Origin of the sequence: Pseudomonas sp. PvP028, assembly GCF_017832255.1 — a bacterium.
GTDB classification, from domain to species: Bacteria; Pseudomonadota; Gammaproteobacteria; order Pseudomonadales; family Pseudomonadaceae; genus Aquipseudomonas; species Aquipseudomonas syringae.
The window spans coordinates 5,489,024-5,507,222 of record NZ_JAFIBL010000001.1 but is presented as its reverse complement, the minus strand read 5'-3'; the positions used below and the strand labels follow the sequence as shown (position 1 = coordinate 5,507,222).

At 61.0% G+C, this 18,199-nt stretch carries 16 protein-coding genes and 3 tRNA genes; 16 read left to right on the top strand and 3 right to left on the bottom strand.

The annotated features are described in order from the left end of the window. The first annotated feature begins 44 nt into the window (after positions 1–44). The 13 genes from truA to JOE34_RS23315 all read left to right on the top strand — a co-directional run bounded on the left by truA (position 45) and on the right by JOE34_RS23315 (position 10,578). A complete protein-coding gene (truA, locus tag JOE34_RS23375; protein ID WP_003390841.1) occupies positions 45–869 on the top strand; it encodes a tRNA pseudouridine(38-40) synthase TruA in 825 nt (274 codons plus the stop codon). Positions 870–930: 61 nt separating this feature from the next. Continuing rightward, a complete protein-coding gene (locus JOE34_RS23370; RefSeq protein WP_003390839.1) occupies positions 931–1,551 on the top strand; it encodes a phosphoribosylanthranilate isomerase in 621 nt (206 codons plus the stop codon). Positions 1,552–1,803: 252 nt separating this feature from the next. Then, positions 1,804–2,724: an acetyl-CoA carboxylase, carboxyltransferase subunit beta gene (gene accD, locus JOE34_RS23365; RefSeq protein WP_003318491.1), complete on the top strand. Its 921-nt coding sequence runs from the start codon at positions 1,804–1,806 to the stop codon at positions 2,722–2,724. Next, on the top strand, positions 2,721–4,025 hold the full coding sequence (gene folC, locus JOE34_RS23360) for a bifunctional tetrahydrofolate synthase/dihydrofolate synthase (protein ID WP_024662243.1): 1,305 nt from the start codon (positions 2,721–2,723) through the stop codon (positions 4,023–4,025). The genes accD and folC overlap by 4 nt, the downstream gene beginning before the upstream one ends. Beyond that, positions 4,009–4,671: an SPOR domain-containing protein gene (locus JOE34_RS23355; RefSeq protein ID WP_024662244.1), complete on the top strand. Its 663-nt coding sequence runs from the start codon at positions 4,009–4,011 to the stop codon at positions 4,669–4,671. Before folC ends, JOE34_RS23355 begins: the two co-directional genes overlap by 17 nt. Positions 4,672–4,789: 118 nt before the next feature. Further along, positions 4,790–5,377, top strand: a complete 588-nt coding sequence (locus JOE34_RS23350; protein WP_003318487.1) for a CvpA family protein — start codon at positions 4,790–4,792, stop codon at positions 5,375–5,377. A 12-nt stretch (positions 5,378–5,389) separates the two neighbouring features. Beyond that, a complete protein-coding gene (gene purF / locus JOE34_RS23345) occupies positions 5,390–6,898 on the top strand; it encodes an amidophosphoribosyltransferase (protein WP_003347797.1) in 1,509 nt (502 codons plus the stop codon). 20 nt (positions 6,899–6,918) lie between these two features. Then, positions 6,919–8,130 (top strand): O-succinylhomoserine sulfhydrylase, encoded by a 1,212-nt coding sequence (locus tag JOE34_RS23340; RefSeq protein WP_209996721.1) that lies wholly within the window; start codon positions 6,919–6,921, stop codon positions 8,128–8,130. A gap of 50 nt (positions 8,131–8,180) precedes the next feature. Continuing rightward, the gene (locus tag JOE34_RS23335) at positions 8,181–8,945 is read left to right on the top strand and encodes an SDR family oxidoreductase (RefSeq protein ID WP_161420916.1); all 765 of its coding nucleotides are present in this window, start codon (positions 8,181–8,183) and stop codon (positions 8,943–8,945) included. Positions 8,946–9,095: 150 nt separating this feature from the next. Next, positions 9,096–9,171, top strand: a tRNA-Val gene (locus JOE34_RS23330). A gap of 79 nt (positions 9,172–9,250) precedes the next feature. Further along, positions 9,251–9,327 (top strand) — tRNA-Asp (locus JOE34_RS23325). A 115-nt stretch (positions 9,328–9,442) separates the two neighbouring features. Then, positions 9,443–9,519 (top strand) — tRNA-Asp (locus tag JOE34_RS23320). 234 nt (positions 9,520–9,753) lie between these two features. Then, a complete protein-coding gene (locus JOE34_RS23315; protein WP_004418579.1) occupies positions 9,754–10,578 on the top strand; it encodes a DUF2242 domain-containing protein in 825 nt (274 codons plus the stop codon). 69 nt (positions 10,579–10,647) lie between these two features. Here the strand turns inward: JOE34_RS23315 and ilvA are convergent, their stop codons facing one another. Further along, entirely contained in the window at positions 10,648–12,162 is a 1,515-nt protein-coding gene (gene ilvA / locus JOE34_RS23310; RefSeq protein WP_245227223.1) for a threonine ammonia-lyase, biosynthetic, read from the bottom strand. A gap of 258 nt (positions 12,163–12,420) precedes the next feature. On the opposite strand from ilvA, the gene JOE34_RS23300 reads away from it, so the two are divergent. Continuing rightward, positions 12,421–12,735 carry a hypothetical protein gene (locus JOE34_RS23300; protein ID WP_032660289.1) on the top strand — a complete coding sequence of 105 codons (315 nt, stop codon included), beginning with the start codon at positions 12,421–12,423 and terminating at the stop codon, positions 12,733–12,735. Between the two features lie 6 nt (positions 12,736–12,741). Here the strand turns inward: JOE34_RS23300 and JOE34_RS23295 are convergent, their stop codons facing one another. Together JOE34_RS23295 and JOE34_RS23290 are read right to left on the bottom strand one after the other, a co-directional pair. After that, complete coding sequence (locus JOE34_RS23295) at positions 12,742–13,782, bottom strand: AraC family transcriptional regulator (protein ID WP_024664225.1); 1,041 nt, start codon at positions 13,780–13,782, stop codon at positions 12,742–12,744. A 2-nt stretch (positions 13,783–13,784) separates the two neighbouring features. Further along, on the bottom strand, positions 13,785–14,915 hold the full coding sequence (locus JOE34_RS23290) for a carbon-nitrogen hydrolase family protein (RefSeq protein ID WP_209996714.1): 1,131 nt from the start codon (positions 14,913–14,915) through the stop codon (positions 13,785–13,787). A 209-nt stretch (positions 14,916–15,124) separates the two neighbouring features. Between JOE34_RS23290 and JOE34_RS23285 the strand changes: the two genes are divergently transcribed. Together JOE34_RS23285 and JOE34_RS23280 are read left to right on the top strand one after the other, a co-directional pair. Continuing rightward, positions 15,125–17,164 carry an NADPH-dependent 2,4-dienoyl-CoA reductase gene (locus JOE34_RS23285; protein ID WP_209996712.1) on the top strand — a complete coding sequence of 680 codons (2,040 nt, stop codon included), beginning with the start codon at positions 15,125–15,127 and terminating at the stop codon, positions 17,162–17,164. Positions 17,165–17,248: 84 nt separating this feature from the next. Further along, on the top strand, positions 17,249–18,193 hold the full coding sequence (locus JOE34_RS23280) for a pyridoxal-phosphate dependent enzyme (RefSeq protein ID WP_209996710.1): 945 nt from the start codon (positions 17,249–17,251) through the stop codon (positions 18,191–18,193). The last annotated feature ends 6 nt before the right edge of the window (positions 18,194–18,199 follow it).

Here is an 18,199-nt window from a genome sequence, read left to right as displayed (position 1 = left end):
CAGGCTGTACCACTTTGGCGAATATAGATAACCCGGCCGCCGAGATGGCGGCCGAGGGCTTTTCCCGAATCGCGCTGGGCGTTGAATACAAGGGCTCGCGCTATTGCGGCTGGCAACGTCAGGCGTCCGGCGTGCTGACTGTGCAGGAAACCCTTGAAGACGCGTTGTCAAAAGTGGCCGCGTCACCGGTTTCACTGATGTGTGCCGGTCGCACGGACGCCGGCGTGCATGCCTGCGGTCAGGTGGTGCATTTCGACACCCAGGCCGAACGCACCCTGAAGGCCTGGGTCATGGGCGCCAATATCAATCTGCCCCACGATGTCAGCGTCACTTGGGCCAGGGTCATGCCGGCCACCTTTCATGCACGCTTCAAGGCCATTGCCCGGCGTTATCGTTACGTGATCTACAACGATCAGATCCGTCCGGCGCACCTGAACCAGGAAATTACCTGGAACCACCGCCCGCTGGATGTCGAGCGCATGGCGCAGGCTGCCGAATATCTGGTGGGTACTCACGATTTCAGCGCGTTTCGCGCCGGTCAGTGTCAGGCCAAGTCGCCGGTCAAGCAGTTACACCATCTGCGCGTGACCCGCCACGGCAAGATGATCGTGATCGATGTGCGCGCCAATGCCTTTCTTCATCATATGGTGCGCAATATCGCCGGTGTGCTGATGACCATCGGTACCGGCGAGCGTCCTGTGGAGTGGGCGCGCGAGGTGCTGGAAAGCCGGATTCGGCGCACCGGCGGTGTCACGGCCCATCCTTATGGGCTTTACCTGGTCGGCGTCGAGTACCGTGATGAATTCCCGTTGCCAGAGCGTTATATCGGTCCTCATTTTCTTACGGGCTTTGCGGAATTGGACGGCTGACGATCCTGGCAGCATTTGCTAACATCCGGGACTTTCCGAAAAACCGGAGGTTACTCACGACATGTCAGCCGTTCGCAGCAAGATCTGCGGGATTACCCGCATAGAAGATGCACTGGCTGCCGCCGAGGCAGGTGCCGACGCTATTGGCCTGGTGTTCTACCCGAAAAGCCCGCGCGCGGTGACGGTATTGCAGGCGCGTGCCATTATTGCCGCGCTGCCGCCGTTCATCACCACGGTGGGCCTGTTCGTCAACGCCAGTCGCTGCGAGCTCAACGAGACGCTGGATGCGGTCGCGCTGGACATGCTGCAGTTTCATGGCGATGAAACACCCGAGGAATGCGACGGGTATCATCGTCCTTACATCAAGGCGCTGAGGGTCAAGGCCGGTGATGACATTGCCGGGGTCTGCCGAACCTATCGCAATGCACGCGGCGTGCTGCTCGATACCTACGTCGAAGGTGTGCCGGGCGGTACCGGAGAAACCTTCGATTGGGCATTGATTCCGGACGACCTGGACAAGCCGGTCATTCTGGCGGGCGGGCTGACGTCGGCCAACGTGGCGCAGGCCATCGCTCAGGTCCGGCCCTATGCCGTGGATGTCAGCGGCGGCGTTGAAAAGAGCAAGGGTATCAAGGATCGGGAGAAGATCCTGGCGTTCATGAGTGCGGTGCACGGCACCTGATGTGACGGCTATTGATCGGCCGCCGTCCATAAGCCTGTCCGCGCCAAGAGGCACGCGGGTCGAATCAAGTAAGCGGTGGGGCCACTGTGCAACGCCGTCGTTGTGAAAAATCGGGGTGAGGGGTGTGCAGGTCCGGCCGTGAGTCGATCGCTATCCTTTCATCGTCGTCCATATACGAATTTATCTGAGGGCATGCGACTGGTGTTTGATTTGTCAGTCGTTCGAGCCACACCGGTACTGGAGATATAAAGCATGAGCAACTGGTTGGTAGACAAACTGATCCCATCGATCATGCGTTCCGAGGTCAAGAAGAGCTCGGTTCCCGAAGGCCTCTGGCACAAATGCCCGTCCTGTGAGGCGGTGCTGTATCGCCCTGAGCTGGAAAAGACCCTGGACGTCTGCCCCAAGTGCAACCATCACATGCGTATCGGTGCACGTGCACGCCTGAACATTTTTCTGGACGTCGAAGGGCGCGAAGAGCTGGGTGCCGACCTTGAGCCGGTCGACCGTCTGAAATTCCGCGACGGCAAGAAGTACAAGGATCGTCTGACCGCTGCGCAGAAGCAGACCGGTGAGAAGGACGCGCTGATTTCCATGAGCGGCACCTTGCTGGGCATGCCGGTGGTGGCCTCGGCATTCGAATTCTCGTTCATGGGTGGTTCGATGGGTGCCATTGTCGGCGAGCGTTTCGTACGTGCCGCCAACTACGCGCTGGAAAATCGCTGCCCGTTCGTCTGCTTCGCCGCTTCCGGCGGTGCGCGCATGCAGGAAGCGCTGATCTCGCTGATGCAGATGGCCAAGACCTCGGCGGTTCTGGCGCGTCTTCGCGAAGAAGGGCTGCCGTTTATCTCGGTGCTGACCGACCCGGTCTACGGTGGCGTTTCCGCCAGCCTGGCCATGCTGGGTGACGTCATCGTCGCCGAGCCAAAAGCACTGATCGGTTTCGCTGGTCCGCGGGTCATCGAGCAAACCGTTCGCGAGAAGCTGCCTGAAGGCTTCCAGCGCAGCGAATTCCTGCTGGATCACGGTGCTATCGACATGATCGTCTCGCGCAGCGAACTTCGTCCGCGCCTGGGTAACCTGCTGGCACAGATGATGAACCTGCCAACCCCTCGCTTTGTCGCACCCGTTATCGAGCCAATCGTCGTCCCGCCGGCACCTGCGACGATATGACCCCTACGTCCCTGAGCGACTGGCTCGCCTACCTGGAGCAACTGCATCCGTCGGCCATCGATATGGGCCTGGACCGGTCTCGACAGGTGGCGCTGCAACTGGGGCTTACACGCCCGGCGCGCCAGGTGATCACGGTGACGGGCACCAACGGCAAGGGCTCGACCTGCGCCTTTGTCGCCGCCTTGTTGCAGGCTCAGGGCTTGAAGGTCGGTGTCTACAGCTCCCCGCATTTGATTCGCTATAACGAGCGGGTGAAAGTGCAGGGCGTCGAGGCAACCGATCTGGAACTGTGCGATGCCTTCGCTGCGGTCGAAGCGGCGCGCGGCGATGTCACCCTGACTTATTTCGAAATGGGCACGCTGGCGGCGTTCTGGCTGTTCGAGCAGGCCAGGCTTGATGCGGTGGTGCTGGAAGTCGGTCTGGGCGGTCGTCTGGACGCGGTCAATCTCGTGGATGCGGACCTGGCGCTGGTCACCAGTATCGGGGTCGATCACGCCGAGTACCTGGGTGACACCCGTAAGTCGGTCGCTTTCGAGAAAGCCGGGATCTTTCGCGCTGGCTGTCCTGCACTGTGCGGTGACCCGGCGCCCCCTGAGCCGCTGCTGGCCAAAGCTCGCGAGCTGGGCTGTCCGTTGTTGTTGCGTGGCCGAGATTTCGATCTTTCCATAGGTGATGACAGCTGGGACTGGCGCGGTATCGCTCACGGCGAACGGATCGAGCTGCGCGGTCTGCCGCTGCTCGACCTGCCCATGCAGAATGCAGCGCTGGCGCTTCAGGCCTTCGCCCTGCTGGGGTATATATTGCAACCGGATGCGACAGGCAAGGTGCTTGCCGAGACCCGGCTCGCCGGTCGTCTCGATCGCAGGGTCGTCAAGTGGCACGGCAAGTCGCTCAACCTGCTTCTGGATGTAGGCCATAACCCCCACGCCGCCCGGTTTCTGGGGCAACGCCTGGCGCGGCAGCCACTCGGCGGCAAGCGTCGTGCAGTGTTTGGCCTGCTCAGTGACAAGGATCTCGACGGCGTGGTCGCGCACCTGGCGCCGGTCATTGAAGAGTGGGCCGTTGCGCCGCTTCCGACCTCGCGCAGCCGGCCGGCAGAAGAGTTGCAGGCGGCCTTGCAGAACCTTGGGGCCCGCGTGACGTCCTATCAGAGTATCGCGTTGGCGCTGGAAGCTCAGTGCGCGCATGCCACGCCCGATGACGAGATTCTGCTGTTCGGTTCATTTTACTGTGTTGCCGAGGCCCTTGAATGGTTGGCCCGGTACACCGATGAGGACGCTGCAAATGGCTTTGCTGGATAACGTATTCAAGCAGCGAATGGTTGGAGCACTGGTGCTGATCGCCGTGGCGGTCATTTTCCTGCCCATGCTTTTCACGCGTGAAGATGAAACACGTCAGGTGCAGGTCGAGGCGCCAGCCGCGCCTCAGGCGCCTGCAGCTGCGCAGGTGCGGGTCGATCCGGTACCTGTTCCGGAGCCTCAGGTTCTGCCTCAGGAGCCTGTGCCAGGTGATGATGACATGAGCAGCAACCAGCCGCCTGCCATGCCGATAGCGCCTGCGCCGACCGCTCAGACCGCACCTGCCGCTCCGGCCTCCAAACCTGCTGCCAAGCCGGCACCTGCTCCGGCGCCAGCGACAGCTGCTGCACCAGTTGCGACACCGGCGCCTGCCAAACCTGCGGCACCTGCTGGCGTCGACGCCAACGGCCTGTCGATCAGTTGGTCGGTGCAATTGGCGAGCATGTCCAATCGTGCCAATGCCGACAATCTGCAAAAGACGCTGCGCACCCAGGGCTACAACGCCTACATTCGCACCGCTGATGGCGTGAACCGGGTGTTTGTCGGCCCGCTCATCGAGCGTGCCGAGGCCGATCGCCTGCGCGATCAGCTCGACAAACAGCAAAAGCTCAAGGGTATTGTGGTGCGCTTTCAGCCCCAGGGTGGCTGACCGTTCGGCACCTGGTGCCCCTGGCACAAAGGAAAATGCCTCGCGCCGGTAATCGCTGCTTACCGGCAGGCGGGCGCTCTGCTAAAATGCGCCGCCTTATCCGTCTGCAGGCTGCAACGTGCCATTTACTCCGGTTGACTGGGCAATTCTCGGAATTGTCGCCATCTCCGCCCTGATCAGTCTGAAGCGCGGCTTCGTAAAAGAAGCACTGTCGTTGACGACGTGGATCATTGCAGGTGTTGTGGCCTGGATGTTTGGCGCAGGGTTGTCGCAGTATCTGGTCAACTACATAGAAACACCTTCGGCCCGCGTGATCGCGAGCTGTACCATTCTTTTTGTCGCCACCCTGCTGGTAGGCGCCATGGTCAATTTTCTGATAGGCGAGCTGATTCGCGTCACCGGGCTTTCCGGGACCGATCGTTTTCTCGGCATGGTCTTCGGCGCAGCGCGCGGAGGCCTGCTTGTCGTTGTGGCGGTAGGGCTGTTGAGCCTGGGGCCGGTGCAACAGGATCAATGGTGGCAGCAGTCCAGGCTGGTGCCGCAATTTCTCATGGTCGCTGACTGGTCGAAAAACCTGATTCTCGGGATGTCCAGCAAGTGGCTCGCCAGCGGCATCAGCGTACCCGCTGACATGCCGTTCAAGGAACAGATCCTGCCGTCTACAATGCCGCAGGATGTGCTCGGTAAATCCAGTTCCACTAAGTAGGGGTTGTGTCGCATGTGTGGCATCGTCGGTATCGTCGGCAAGTCGAACGTCAATCAGGCGCTGTATGACGCGCTTACCGTCCTCCAGCACCGCGGCCAGGACGCTGCCGGTATCGTAACCAGCCACGATGGCCGGTTATTCCTGCGCAAGGACAACGGATTGGTGCGCGATGTGTTTCATCAACGTCATATGCAGCGTCTGGTCGGGCATATGGGCATCGGTCATGTGCGTTACCCCACCGCGGGCAGCTCGACGTCGGCCGAGGCTCAGCCGTTCTACGTCAACTCGCCTTACGGCATCACGCTGGCGCACAACGGCAACCTCACCAACGTCGAGCAGTTGGCCAAGGAAATTTACGAATCCGACCTGCGCCATGTGAACACTAATTCCGATTCGGAAGTGCTGCTCAACGTGTTCGCCCATGAGCTGGCCGTGCGTGGCAAGTTGCAGCCGACCGAAGAGGATATCTTCGCGGCAGTGACCGACGTGCACAATCGCTGCCGTGGTGGTTACGCGGTCGTGGCCATGATCACTGGCTACGGTATCGTCGGCTTCCGTGACCCGGACGCCATTCGTCCTATCGTGTTCGGCCAGCGTCACACCGACGAAGGCGTCGAGTACATGATCGCCTCGGAAAGCGTATCGCTGGACGTGCTGGGCTTTACCCTGATTCGCGACCTGGCGCCGGGCGAAGCGGTCTACATCACTGAAGACGGCAAGCTGCATACCCGTCAGTGCGCGGCCAACCCCAAATACGCACCATGCATCTTCGAACACGTCTATCTGGCGCGCCCGGACTCGATCATCGACGGCATCTCGGTCTACAAGGCGCGCCTGCGCATGGGTGAGAAGCTGGCCGACAAGATCCTGCGCGAGCGCCCTGATCACGATATCGACGTGGTCATCCCGATTCCGGACACCAGCCGTACTGCGGCGCTGGAGCTGGCCAACCATCTGGGCGTCAAGTTCCGCGAAGGCTTCGTCAAGAACCGTTACATCGGCCGGACCTTCATCATGCCGGGCCAGGCTGCGCGCAAGAAATCCGTACGCCAGAAGCTCAACGCCATCGAGCTGGAGTTCCGCGGCAAGAACGTGATGCTGGTGGATGACTCCATCGTACGTGGCACGACCTGCAAGCAGATCATCCAGATGGCCCGCGAAGCCGGTGCGAAGAATGTCTACTTCTGTTCTGCAGCCCCGGCTGTGCGCTACCCCAACGTCTACGGCATCGACATGCCGAGTGCTCACGAACTGATTGCCCATAACCGCACCACTCAGGACGTGGCCGACCTCATCGGTGCCGACTGGCTGGTCTATCAGGATCTGAATGACCTGATCGAAGCGGTCAGCGGCAGCAAGAAAATCAAGATCGACAACTTCGATTGCTCGGTTTTCGACGGCAAGTACGTGACCGGCGATATCGACGAGCATTATTTGAACCGGATCGAGAGCGCGCGTAATGACGCCTCCAAGATCAAGACTCAGGCAGTGAGCGCGATCATCGATCTGTACAACAACTAATTGGGCAAGGAGTGGGCGGCATGACTCAGGAATGGGATGCAGGTCGGCTGGACAGCGACCTTGAAGGCGTAGGTTTCGATACCCTAGCCGTACGTGCCGGGCATCACCGCACACCGGAAGGAGAGCATGGCGAACCCATGTTCTTTACCTCCAGTTACGTATTTCGCACAGCCGCCGACGCGGCTGCGCGTTTCTCCGGTGAAGTGCTGGGCAACGTCTACTCGCGTTACACCAACCCGACGGTGCGTTCGTTCGAAGAGCGCATTGCCGCACTGGAAGGTGCCGAGCAGGCCGTCGCTACGGCGACCGGCATGGCGGCAACCCTGGCAGTGGTGATGAGCCTGTGCAGCGCCGGTGATCATGTGCTGGTGTCGCGCAGCGTTTTCGGCTCGACCATCAGCCTGTTCGACAAGTACTTCAAGCGCTTTGGTGTCGAGGTGGATTACGTTCCTCTCGCCGATCTGAGCGGCTGGGACGCGGCGATCAAGCCCAACACCAAAATGCTCTTTGTCGAATCGCCGTCCAATCCCTTGGCTGAGCTGGTCGACATCGCGGCGCTGGCCGAGATCGCCCACGCCAAGGGCGCGATGTTGATCGTCGACAACTGTTTCTGTACGCCGGCCTTGCAGCAGCCGCTGTTGCTGGGCGCTGACATTGTCGTGCATTCGGCCACCAAGTTCATCGACGGCCAGGGCCGTTGCATGGGCGGCGTGGTTGCCGGGCGCAGCGAGCAAATGAAAGAAGTGGTCGGTTTCCTGCGTACTGCCGGGCCGACACTCAGCCCGTTCAACGCGTGGATATTCCTCAAGGGCCTCGAAACCCTGAACCTGCGGATGCGCGCTCACTGTGCCAATGCTCAGGCACTGGCCGAGTGGCTCGAGCAGCAGGGCGGCATCGAAAAGGTCCATTACGCTGGACTGAAAAGTCACCCGCAGCACGAGTTGGCCCAGCGTCAGCAAAAGGGTTTTGGTGCTGTAGTGAGCTTCGAGGTCAAGGGTGGCAAGGACGGCGCATGGCGCTTCATCGATGCCACGCGACTGATTTCGATCACTGCCAACCTGGGCGACAGCAAAACCACGATCACTCACCCGAGCACCACCTCTCACGGTCGCCTGGCACCTCAGGAGCGTGAAGCCGCAGGTATTCGCGACAGCCTGATTCGGGTTGCGGTGGGGCTGGAAGACGTGGCTGATCTGCAGGCTGACCTGGCCCGTGGTCTGGCGGCGTTGTGAGTAGCGATGCCAGCAATCCGGCCAGTGGCAAGCCGGGCGAGGAGTGGGCGTTGAAATTTGCCAGCGTCCACAATGGTCGTGTCGCCCTGGTGACCGGTGCCGCTCGGGGTATCGGGCTCGGCATCGCAGCGTGGCTGATTGCCGAAGGCTGGCAAGTGGTGTTGACCGATCTGGACCGTACGCGTGGCTCGAAAGTGGCCAGTGCGCTGGGTGAAAATGCCCTGTTCATTGCCATGGACGTTGCCAGTGAAGAACAAGTCGCAGCGGGCGTGGCCGAGGTGCTTCGGCAGTTCGGTCGTCTCGATGCGCTGGTGTGCAACGCGGCGGTCGCCGATCCGCACAACACTACGCTGGAAAGCCTTGAGCTGTCGCACTGGAACCGTGTGCTGGCAGTCAACCTCGGCGGTCCGATGCTGCTGGCCAAGCATTGCGCGCCTTATCTGCGTGCGCATTGCGGCAGCATCGTCAACCTGACCTCCACACGCGCCCGTCAGTCAGAGGCCGACACCGAGGCTTATGCAGCCAGCAAGGGTGGTCTGATGGCGCTGACGCATGCGCTGGCGATCAGCCTGGGGCCGGAGATTCGTGTCAACGCTGTCAGCCCTGGCTGGATCGACGCTCGCGACCCCTCGTTGCGCAGAGCCGAGCCGTTGTCCGAGACCGATCATGCCCAGCATCCGGCCGGCAGGGTAGGGACGGTGGAGGATGTTGCGGCGATGGTTGCCTGGCTGTTGTCCAGAAACGCCGGTTTCGTGACCGGGCAGGAGTTCGTGGTCGACGGTGGCATGACGCGCAAGATGGTGTACGCCGAGTAGTTTGTGCGGGCGAGCTTCGATTGAGCTATTGCTTGTGCTTTTGGTGTGTGGTGAGGGTTTTATGATTGAGGCGGTTTTTAAAAAAACTTCAATCAGGCTATTGACTTAGGTTCGTTAGGTGCGTAAATTTCGCGGCCTCAACGAAGCAAAGGGTGATTAGCTCAGCTGGGAGAGCAGCTGCCTTACAAGCAGCGGGTCGGCGGTTCGATCCCGTCATCACCCACCATCGTTGAGTTTGAAAGCTGAAGTACGAGGGCTTTCAAAAGTGATTTTACAAAGCTTATACGGACGCAAGTCCACAATGCGCAGCGGTAGTTCAGTCGGTTAGAATACCGGCCTGTCACGCCGGGGGTCGCGGGTTCGAGTCCCGTCCGCTGCGCCATATTTGTACAGATCGGGTTCGCCGGGTCTGCGATTGAAAAGCTAAAGGGTCTTTCAGTCACGTGTACAGGAAGCAAACTACCGAAAGTTTGTTTCAAACAGGTTTACAGCGATACGCAGCGGTAGTTCAGTCGGTTAGAATACCGGCCTGTCACGCCGGGGGTCGCGGGTTCGAGTCCCGTCCGCTGCGCCATACACCGCTTCAAGGCCCTTGAACTCCTTGAAGCAAACAAGAAAGCGGCCCTAGGGTCGCTTTTTTGTTGTCTGCGTTTTGTGTGCCTGGGAGTAGATTGGGTTCGCTTGAGCATGGGCTGTATCCAAATCCTTTTGAACTGTACGTTGATCCAGCGTCGGCCTTGTTGCAGACTTACCGCCATTTCCCAGTTCGCAGTCTTGCTGGCAGTCTTTTCCTTCCTCAGGATTTTCGATGTTTAAGCTACTGAATGTTCGTACCGCCTTCTGGATCTCTGCCGTGCTGATGGCAGCCGGGTGTTCATCGCCCAAGCAGGCGGTGTATGACCATGAACACTTCGACGACGCCGGGACCTTCTCCCGAAGCTACCCTGCGACCGACATGGCCTACTGCGAGGCAGGGCGGCGTGCCTTGCTGAGTCAGGGCTATATCATCACCAGCAGCGACCCGAAGATGATTGCCGGCCGCAAGAGCTTCCAGCAGACCGGCGATACGCATATCGAGATCAGCTTCAATCTGGTGTGCGCCGCCGATGCGAAGGATGGCAATTCCACCATGTTCGCCAACGCCCTGCAGGACCGTTACGCGTTGAAGAAGACCAACAACTCGGCCAGCCTCGGCGTAGGCGTGCTGGGCTCCGTGTCGATGCCGATAGGCTCGACTGACGACTCGATGGTCAAGGTCGCCAGCGAGACCGTCTCGTCAGCGAAGTTCTACGAGCGCTTTTTCGGTCTGGTGGAAAACTTCCTGCCGCCTGAAGTGAAAAAGGCTGCGCATATTGTCGAGAAGCCCAAGGCCGACCTCGGTGTGCCTGACACGGCTCCCGCAGCCCCGGCGGCTCCCGCCAAGGCTGCTGAGCCTGCGAAGCTGGCGCCTGCGTCGTCAGAAAACGCGCCGAAGGCCGAGCATGCCGCCGAACCGGTCACGCCTGCTGCAAGCGAACCTGTGCCTGCGCCGTCCGAACCTGCTTCATTCAAGGCAGAAACGGTCGAAACACCGGCCGCAGAACCTGCAGAAAGCACCGCTCCCACGCCAGTTGAGCCCACCCCGGCGCAGTAAGGAGTGGCGCGGAGCGTCGGTAACTGCGTTCCCGCGCTGGAGCGTGAGGAACGAGAGATATCCACGGCCTCAGCCCAGAAACAGTCTGTACGCCGGGTTCTCGCTTTCGTCCCAATACCGGTAACCAATCTCATCCAGCGCAGCGCCGACCAGATGCCGCTCATCCTCCGGCACGACCAGCCCGGCGACCACCCGCCCATCGGCTGCGCCGTGGTTGCGGTAATGGAACATCGAGATGGTCCAGCGACCGCCCAGACGGTTGAGGAAGTTGAACAGCGCGCCCGGTCGTTCCGGGAACTCGAAGCGCAGCACCACTTCATCATTGACCCGCTCGGCATGCCCGCCAACCATGTGGCGAATGTGCAGTTTGGCCAGTTCGTTGTCGGTCAGGTCCAGCACCGGGAAGCCTTGCCCGGTCAGGCTGGCGATCAGGGCACTGCGTGGGTCATTCTCCGGATGAGTCTGCACGCCGGCGAAGATGTGCGCCTCGCGGTCGGTGTGGTAGCGGTAGTTGAACTCGGTGATCTGCCGCTTGCCGATGGCCTCGCAGAATGCCTTGAAGCTGCCCGGTTGCTCGGGGATGGTCACGGCAATGATCGCCTCGCGACCTTCGCCCAGCTCTGCACGTTCGGCCACGTGGCGCAAACGGTCGAAGTTGACGTTGGCCCCTGAATCGATCGCCACCAGCGTCTGGCCGCTGACGCCGCGTTGCTCGACATACTTCTTGATCCCGGCCACGCCCAGCGCACCGGACGGCTCGGTGATCGAGCGAGTATCGTCGTAGATGTCCTTGATCGCCGCGCAGATTTCGTCGGTGCTGACGGTGATCACTTCATCGACATAATGGCGGCACACTTCGAAGGTGTGATGGCCGATCTGCGCGACCGCCACGCCATCGGCAAACAGCCCGACCTGGCTCAGCACCACGCGTTCCCCGGCGGCCATCGCCGCCTGCAGGCAGTTGGAGTCGTCCGGCTCGACGCCAATGATCTTGATCTCCGGCCGCAGGTATTTCACATAGGCCGCGATACCGGCAATCAGACCGCCGCCACCGACCGGAACAAAGATCGCGTCCAGTTGGCCCGGTTGCTGACGAAGAATCTCCATCGCCACCGTGCCTTGCCCGGCGATGGTGTCAGGGTCGTCATATGGATGGATGTAAACGAAGCCCTGTTCGTCGACCAGCTTCAGCGAGTAGGCCAGCGCTTCCGGGAAGGAATCGCCGTGCAGCACCACGGTGGCACCCCGCGAGCGCACGCCCTCGACCTTGATCTCCGGCGTGGTGCGCGGCATGACGATGGTCGCCTTGATCCCCAACTCACGCGCCGCCAGCGCCAGGCCCTGAGCATGATTACCTGCCGATGCCGTCACCACGCCGCGTGCGGTCTGCTCTGCGGGCAATTGCGCGAGCTTGTTGTAAGCGCCGCGAATCTTGAACGAGAACACGGGCTGCAGATCTTCGCGCTTGAGCAGCACCTGATTGCCCAGCCGTTCGGACAGCTGGCGAGCGCCTTGCAGCGGCGTTTCAATGGCAACGTCGTAGACGCGCGAGGTGAGGATTTTGCGCGCGTAGTCGTTGAGCAGAGCGTGCGGGTCCTGGCTCATCGCATCGCCTCTTCGTACGTCGTGCCTGGATACCTGGCGAACGCGCGCGGCAGATCGATAATCAGGTCCAGAGCGGCGAGAAGGGCGATAGAGCGAGGGATGGCGATCATGTCTGACTCCTGATTCGGCAATTGTTGCCCGGGAGACAGAAGAAACCCGCCTCCAGGGCGGGTTTTTTGCAAACGTCGGCTAACCCGCCATGACTGGAATGACGGTAATAATAATCTGGCCGAAGTTGTGCTTGATGAGGTTCATGAGCACGAGATTAGGTCGACACTGGCATGCAAGTCAATAGCACCCGTCCGCTACAGGGGTGAAGGGGATACTGAATCAGCCACGGTCTTTTTCGTCTGTTTGACAGGAATCAACATTTTTATTTCACATTGGCACTTTAATGTTGATCTTGCGGTCAGTTATTTCAGCTTTGATTATCACCCCCACTCACTCAGCCAAGAGGGCGAAGAAATGGACGAATACCAGGAAGAACTACTTGAATACCGCGCATCGGAACTGGACCCGGTAGAGCCTGCCGACGACGCTACCGAACTGTGAACGGCTTCAAGCGCTTTGACGCTGGCTGCGGCGGAACTCTCCCGGAGTCTGACCGTTCCAGCGTTTGAAGGCGCGTTGAAAGGCTTCGGCAGAAGCGAATCCCAGCAGGTAGGCGATCTCCCCGAACGCCAGTTCAGTGTCGCGAATATAAGTCATCGCCAAGTCGCGCCGCGTGTCATTGAGCACTGCGCGAAAGCAGGTGCCTTCCTCGGCCAGCTTGCGACGCAGCGTCCAGGTCGGCAGTTTGAGCCTTGCCGCCACTTCCTCCAGGTCCGGTTCACTTCCGCCGTTCAATAACGGCCCCAGCAATTGAATGATGCGTTCACGCAGGCTGCGGGTGCGGGTCTGTTGCTCCAGTTCACCTTCGCACAACTGCAACAGGTGCCGCCAGGTACTTGGGCAATGGTCCGGGTTGCGCAATGCCAGGCTGGTCTGGTCCAGGCGCAGTTGGTTGGTCGCCGCGCCAAACACCACCGGGTTATCACTTAGCACGGCGTATTGCGCGGCATAGTCAGGTGCTTCGAATTCGATCTCGACGCGTTGTGCGCGCAGCTCTGTACCTGCCAGCGTCGAAAGCTGAGCTAGCCAGCCAGCTAAAATCGAGTCCACCACAAACCTGTTGTAAGCGTTATAGGGGCTGATTGAATAGAAGCGCATCCAGGCGCCGGCCGAGTCCTCGTGGAAGCTCGACTGACCGCGATAATTGGAGCCATACAAGGGTTCGAAGCGGATCAGGGTACGTGCCGCCTCGCGCACGTTGGGTGCCTGGGCCGCGGTGATACCGGCCAGACCTGCCTGCGCAAAACGACTGAGCTGGCCCATGCGCAAACCCAGCCCTGGCTGGCCGGTCAGCTGGATGGCAGCATGCCCCAAGCGCATGTAGCGCGGGATCGACAGCCGCGCTCGCGCCTGGCTCAGGCGAATCGGGTCAAGACCGTACTGCTCCAGCAGCGCGTCAGGGTTCCTGTCGAAGCTGTTGACCGCATCGGTCAGGCTCTGGATGAAACCCACCGACAGATCACCGAGGCGCAGCGTCAGGGTCGGCATCGTCAAAGCCAGAGGTTGATCAGGCGCGCACCGCCAGCAGCATTTTCCTGCTGCGGCTCGGCGATCGTTTGTCCTGCGTGGCTGGCAAAACTTTGTCCGGCCACACCCTGATTCCAGAACTGCCCGCGCATGAACACACTGAGCCCTGCCTGCGCAGTGCTTTGCGGAGCACGTCCGGTCAACGTCAGGTGATGCCAGGCTTCGCCCTCGCTAGGCGTGTCAGTCGGCACGTCGATGTCTGAATGCCGGGGCTTGCGCCACGCTTCGGACCAGGCGGCCTTGCCGATCACAAAGGCCGGCACCGCGATCAGTTGCGCACCTTTCTGGTTCAGGCGCGCGTAATTCTCCGGGTACCAGCTGTCGCTACCGATCAGCACTCCCAGACGCCCGGCCGGGGTGTCGATCACATTCAACGGCGCGTCGCTTGCCGTGCGCACATAACGCTTCTGATAGCGCTCGGGGTACAACTGACGTTGCGGCTGACCCAGCGGCAGGCCATCGCTGCCAAATGTCAGGCTGCTGTTATACAGGGCGCCGCTGCCGACTTTCAGCTGACCGCCTTCAACGCTGGGATCGGGCAGCACAATCGAGCCTGCCACCAGTGTGACGCCGAACTCTCTGGCGAGGCCGCCAAACAGTGTCTGATAGTCCCGCGCCATCGATCGGGCCTTGATCCGCAGGTGGGCGTCATCCAGACGGTCCCTGCCTTCGGCCCCCAGGATCGCCGTGATGAATTGCAACGGATTGCTCCACGACAGCCATTCCATGGCGTCATCCAGCGTGGCGGCTTGATAGAGCTGATCCTTCTCGCCACTGGCGAACAGCCAGGTGCCGATATGTTCCGGCAGTATCACCACCGTGCGTGGGTTGATCAGCCCCTTGTCACGGGCCTGTTGCAAATAAGCGGCGAGCTTGCGGTGCAGTCGCTCGGTGTTCTGGTAATCAGTCGGAAACAGCTCGGGCTCGATCCCCAGCAGGTTGCCGCGCTCACCGGGCTGGCCTTCATTGATGGCCAGACGAATGCGCAGATCGGACAGGTAGTGACCCGCCGGACGTTGATCGGTCCAGATTGCGTAGCTGACGAGGCTGGCAACGCTGAGCAGAACCAGGCAGATGGCGAAGAGTTTGCGCATAAAAAGGATCGAATGACGGCCATCGGGAAATTGTCGACTAGGGTAGGGCGGCGTCGGGCGCTTGCCAAGTGCCACTGCGCGTTTGGATCAATAACTTGTCACTTTCGGTCATTGAGTGTGTGGCGGGATGCGTCTTTACTGGTGACCAATGAACCAGAGGACCCGCAGAGGTCCTTGCTATTGCGTGATTGACTCGATGGAGCTTTGCCATGACTGCTGCTCATTATCCGCACCTGCTGGCCCCGCTGGACCTGGGCTTCACGACCTTGCGCAACCGCACCCTGATGGGCTCGATGCACACCGGTCTTGAAGAGCGGCCGGGCGGTTTCGAGCGCATGGCCACCTACTTTGCCGAGCGCGCCCGTGGTGGTGTCGGGCTGATGGTCACCGGCGGCATCGCGCCCAATGAAGAGGGCGGTGTGTATGACGGCGCGGCAAAGCTCACCAACGTCGAAGAAGCGGATCGCCATCGCCTCGTGACGCGCGCGGTTCACGAGGCTGGTGGCAAGATTTGCCTGCAGATCCTCCACGCCGGTCGCTACGCCTACAGCCGCAAGCAGGTCGCGCCGAGCGCCATTCAGGCGCCGATCAACCCGTTCATGCCGCGAGAGCTGGACGAAGAAGGCATCGAAAAGCAGATCGCTGACTTTGTGAACTGTTCGGCACTGGCCCGCAGCGCCGGTTATGACGGTGTCGAAATCATGGGCTCGGAAGGCTACTTCATCAATCAGTTCCTGGCCGCGCATACCAACCACCGGACCGACCGTTGGGGCGGCAGCTATGAAAACCGCATGCGTCTGGCGGTCGAGATCGTCAGGCGCGTGCGTGAGGCAGTCGGTGCGCAGTTCATCATCATCTTTCGCCTGTCGATGCTCGACCTTGTGGAAGGCGGCAGCAGTTGGGAAGAAATCGTCGAGCTGGCCAAGGCGGTCGAACAGGCCGGTGCGACGCTGATCAACACCGGCATCGGCTGGCATGAAGCGCGCATTCCGACCATCGCCACCAAGGTGCCGCGCGCCGCGTTCAGCAAGGTCACTGCCAAACTGCGAGGCTCGGTGAGCATCCCGCTGATTACCACCAACCGGATCAACACCCCGGAAGTCGCCGAGCGCATTCTCAGCGAAGGTGATGCAGACATGGTCTCGATGGCTCGTCCGTTTCTGGCCGATCCCGAGTTCGTCAACAAGGCTGCTGCGGGCCATGCCGAACGCATCAACACCTGCATCGGCTGCAATCAGGCCTGCCTCGACCACACCTTCGGCGGCAAGCTGACCAGCTGTCTGGTCAATCCGCGTGCCTGCCACGAGACCGAACTCAATTACCTGCCCACCCTGCAGGTCAGGAAAATTGCCGTAGTGGGTGCCGGTCCTGCCGGTCTGGCCGCGGCAACCGTTGCCGCACAGCGCGGGCATGAGGTGACGCTGTTCGATTCGGCCAGCGAAATCGGCGGCCAGTTCAATATCGCCAAGCGCGTGCCGGGCAAGGAGGAGTTCGCCGAAACCCTGCGTTACTTCCGCAACAAAGTGCAGGAGACGGGTGTTCAGTTACGTCTTGGCAATCGGGTAAAGGCCGCAGACTTGCTGGGCGCAGGCTTTGACGAGGTGATTCTGGCGACCGGTATCGCGCCACGCACGCCGGCCATCCCCGGCATCGATAACCCCATGGTGTTGAGCTATCTGGACGTCATATTGCAGCGCAAGCCGGTCGGGCGCCGCGTGGCAGTAATAGGCGCGGGTGGCATCGGTTTCGATGTGTCTGAATTTCTTGTGCATCAGGGCGTGGCCACCAGTCTGGATCGCGAGGCTTTCTGGAAAGAGTGGGGCATCGACACGACCTTGCAGGCTCGCGGCGGTGTCGCCGGGGTCAAGCCCGAAGCCCACGCGCCGGCACGCCAGGTGTTTCTGTTGCAGCGCAAGAGTTCCAAGGTCGGCGACGGCCTGGGCAAGACCACCGGCTGGATTCACCGCACGGGGCTCAAGAACAAACAGGTGCAAATGCTCAATGCTGTGCAGTACCTGAAAATCGATGACGCAGGGCTGCATATTCGCATTGGCGAAGATGGCGAGGAAAAGCTGCTGGCGGTGGATAACGTGGTGATCTGTGCCGGGCAGGACCCGTTACGCGAACTGTATGACGATCTGCTCAATGCCGGGCAAAGCGTGCACCTGATCGGCGGCGCGGATGTTGCCGCAGAGCTGGACGCCAAACGGGCCATCGACCAAGGCTCACGTCTGGCCGCCACCCTGTGACAGACAACGCCTGATCAAGGGTTTCGCAACGCAGCCTGCTGACCGGCGAAGACCCGGAAACGGCTTGGCTGTAAACTGCGGCGCATGATGCTCGACGCCCTTGGCTGGCAACCCACTGCTCCCCTGGAACGCTTGAACCTGCCCTGGCTGCAAAAAGCCGGGGTCGAGGTTGCGATTCTGCGCCTGGACCTCATCGACGCGCTGATCAGCGGCAACAAATGGTTCAAACTCAGCGAGCACCTGAGCCTGGCTGTCGACGCGGGTGCCGAGGGATTGATCAGCCTTGGCGGTGCGCACTCCAATCATCTGCATGCTCTGGCCGCAACAGGCAAACGCTTCGGTTTCCTGACGGTCGGCCTGTTGCGCGGTCATGCTCAGCAGACGCCGACGGTGCTCGATCTGCAGGCTTTCGGCATGCAACTGCACTGGCTGGGTTACGCCGGTTATCGCGAGCGGCATGCTGCGGGCTTCTGGTCGCCCTGGCAGGCCCGCTATCCCGGTCTTTATCCGATTGCCGAAGGCGGTGGCGGGCTTGCCGGTGCGTTGGGGTGCGGTCGGCTGCGGGTAATGCTCGACGCGCAGCTCGCGCATCTGGGCTGGGACGATTACCACGGATGGTGGTTGGCTGCAGGCACCGGCACCACGCTGGCCGGCTTGCTGTTGGCAGAGGCGGGCGCCCGTCCGGTGTACGGAGCGATGGCTGTGCCCGAGGATCACGGGGTCGCGCCAAACATTATCGCGGTGCTGAATGACGCTGCGCAGGCTCAGGCCGATGTCAAGCCGTGTTTGCCCCCCGGTTGTGTTCTGCTCGATGCCAGCCGCGGCGGTTTCGCCAGAACCGACGCGGCGCTGCTCGATTTCATTGCCGACAGCGAGGCTCAGAGCGGTGTACCTCTAGAGCCGCTGTACACCGGCAAGGCGTTGCTGGCCCTGCATGATGAGGTGCTGGCCGGTCGTTTCGCGCCCGGCACGCGCCTGGTCTTCGTTCACACCGGAGGCCTCCAGGGACGACGCGCGATGGGCCTGTAAGCCACG

Bases quoted from the DNA above. Each gene is read 5' to 3' on its own strand.
- JOE34_RS23370 (WP_003390839.1), top strand. From the start codon at position 931: ATGTCAGCCGTTCGCAGCAAGATCTGCGGGATTACCCGCATAGAAGAT.
- JOE34_RS23295 (WP_024664225.1), bottom strand. From the start codon at position 13,782: ATGCCGACCCTGACGCTGCGCCTCGGTGATCTGTCGGTGGGTTTCATC.
- JOE34_RS23285 (WP_209996712.1), top strand. From the start codon at position 15,125: ATGACTGCTGCTCATTATCCGCACCTGCTGGCCCCGCTGGACCTGGGC.
- JOE34_RS23280 (WP_209996710.1), top strand. From the start codon at position 17,249: ATGATGCTCGACGCCCTTGGCTGGCAACCCACTGCTCCCCTGGAACGC.
- JOE34_RS23315 (WP_004418579.1), top strand. From the start codon at position 9,754: ATGTTTAAGCTACTGAATGTTCGTACCGCCTTCTGGATCTCTGCCGTG.
- JOE34_RS23355 (WP_024662244.1), top strand. From the start codon at position 4,009: ATGGCTTTGCTGGATAACGTATTCAAGCAGCGAATGGTTGGAGCACTG.
- purF (WP_003347797.1), top strand. From the start codon at position 5,390: ATGTGTGGCATCGTCGGTATCGTCGGCAAGTCGAACGTCAATCAGGCG.
- folC (WP_024662243.1), top strand. From the start codon at position 2,721: ATGACCCCTACGTCCCTGAGCGACTGGCTCGCCTACCTGGAGCAACTG.
- JOE34_RS23340 (WP_209996721.1), top strand. From the start codon at position 6,919: ATGACTCAGGAATGGGATGCAGGTCGGCTGGACAGCGACCTTGAAGGC.
- accD (WP_003318491.1), top strand. From the start codon at position 1,804: ATGAGCAACTGGTTGGTAGACAAACTGATCCCATCGATCATGCGTTCC.
- JOE34_RS23290 (WP_209996714.1), bottom strand. From the start codon at position 14,915: ATGCGCAAACTCTTCGCCATCTGCCTGGTTCTGCTCAGCGTTGCCAGC.
- truA (WP_003390841.1), top strand. From the start codon at position 45: ATGGCGGCCGAGGGCTTTTCCCGAATCGCGCTGGGCGTTGAATACAAG.